At 64.5% G+C, this 1,587-nt stretch carries 1 protein-coding gene and 1 pseudogene; both read right to left on the reverse strand.

Going from position 1 to position 1,587, the window contains the following annotated elements; all coding sequences use genetic code 11:
• Nucleotides 1-376 (reverse strand): annotated as a pseudogene (locus tag EN935_RS35220) (ABC transporter permease); the annotation flags it as partial.
• Entirely contained in the window at nt 376-1,506 is a 1,131-nt protein-coding gene (locus tag EN935_RS35225) for an ABC transporter permease (protein ID WP_126069138.1), read from the reverse strand. The pseudogene EN935_RS35220 and the gene EN935_RS35225, both read right to left, overlap by 1 nt.
• Nucleotides 1,507-1,587: the final 81 nt, after the last annotated feature.

Genomic DNA, 1,587 nt, shown 5'->3' on the forward strand with positions numbered 1-1,587 from the left:
GGCCAGGGATGTCGATGTTGGGCAGCCGTTCGCCGGGCTGGCCGACGAAGCTGGTGCCCATCATGCCGGATAGGCCGAGACCGAGCAGCGTCAGCGACAGCCCGGTCGCGACCTGGTTGGTGGCCAGCGACAGCGTCATGACGGCAAACAGCAGCGAGAACACCGCGCCCATGGCGATGGCCGCCAGGAGGCCGATCCAGGGCGAGCCCGTGAGATAGCTGGCGCCGAAGCCGCCTACGGCGCCCATGATCATCATGCCTTCGACGCCGAGATTGAGCACGCCGGAGCGCTCGACGACCAGTTCGCCGATCGCCGCGATCAGCAGCGGCGTTGCCGCCGTGGCGATGGTCAGAAGGATGTTTACGGTGATGTCCATCAACGGGCTTCCTTCAACTTTGGCGCGGCTTCGAGTTTCGCGGCATCCTGCGGTTTGGTCAGCGCCAGGCCGATCAGGCGAATGCGGTAGTGGATGAGCGTGTCGCAGCCGAGCACGAAGAACAAAAGCATGCCCTGGAACACCCGCGCCACCTTGTCGGAAATGCCGAGCGCGCTCTGCACCGCTTCGCCGCCGAGATAGGTCAGCGCCAGCACCAGACCGGCGGCGACGATGCCGAGCGGGTTGAGGCGGCCAAGGAAGGCCACGATGATGGCGGTGAAACCGTAGCCGGGCGAGATGACGGGCTGCAACTGGCCGATGGCGCCGGAGACTTCCGAGATGCCGGCCAGGCCGGCGAGCGCACCCGACAGCAGGAAGGCGAAGAACACCATCCGGTTGAGGCCGAAGCCGGCGAAGCGCCCTGCCCGCGGGCTTGAGCCCAGTACGCGCACCTCAAAACCTTTCAGCATGCGGCTCATCAGGATCCAGACCAGCACTGCGGCGACCAGCGCGAAGACAAATCCCCAGTTCGCCCGCCCGGCATCCGGCATAAGTTCCGGCAACACGGCCGAGTCGCCGAACTGGATCGTCTGTGGGAAGCCATGGCCCTGCGGATCGCGCCATGGGCCGCGCACCAGCCAGTCGAGGAACAATTGAGCGACATAGACCAGCATCAAGCTGGTCAGGATCTCGTTGGTGCCGAAGCGCGTCTTGAGCAAGGCCGGGATTGCCGCATAGGCGGCGCCGCCGACCATGCCGAGCAAAAGCATCAGCGGCAGCACCAGCGGGCCTTCGAACTGCGGAAACAGCACCGGAATGATCGAGCCGACAATGCCGCCCAGGATGAACTGACCTTCGGCGCCGATGTTCCAGATGTTGGCCTTGTAGCAGACCGACAGGCCAACGGCGATCAGAATGAGCGGCGCTGCCTTGATCGCCAGTTCATGCAACTGCCAGACCTGGCTGATCGGCTCGATGAAATAGATATTGAACGCGGTCAGCGGATTGACGCCGAGCAACGCGAACATGATGGCACCGGCGATGATCGTCAGCGCGAAGGCGATGAACGGCGACAGGGCCGAAAACAGCGCGGAGCGCTGCGGGCGTTTGACGAGTTCGAGGCGCATCATGCCGTCTCCAGCGTGTGTTCGGCGTGACCGGGTTCAGCGCCACCCATCAGCAAACCGACCTTCTCGAAGGTGGCCTCGGCG

It is taken from the genome of Mesorhizobium sp. M7D.F.Ca.US.004.03.1.1 (assembly GCF_003998635.1).
In the GTDB taxonomy this organism is placed as follows: domain Bacteria; phylum Pseudomonadota; class Alphaproteobacteria; order Rhizobiales; family Rhizobiaceae; genus Mesorhizobium; species Mesorhizobium loti.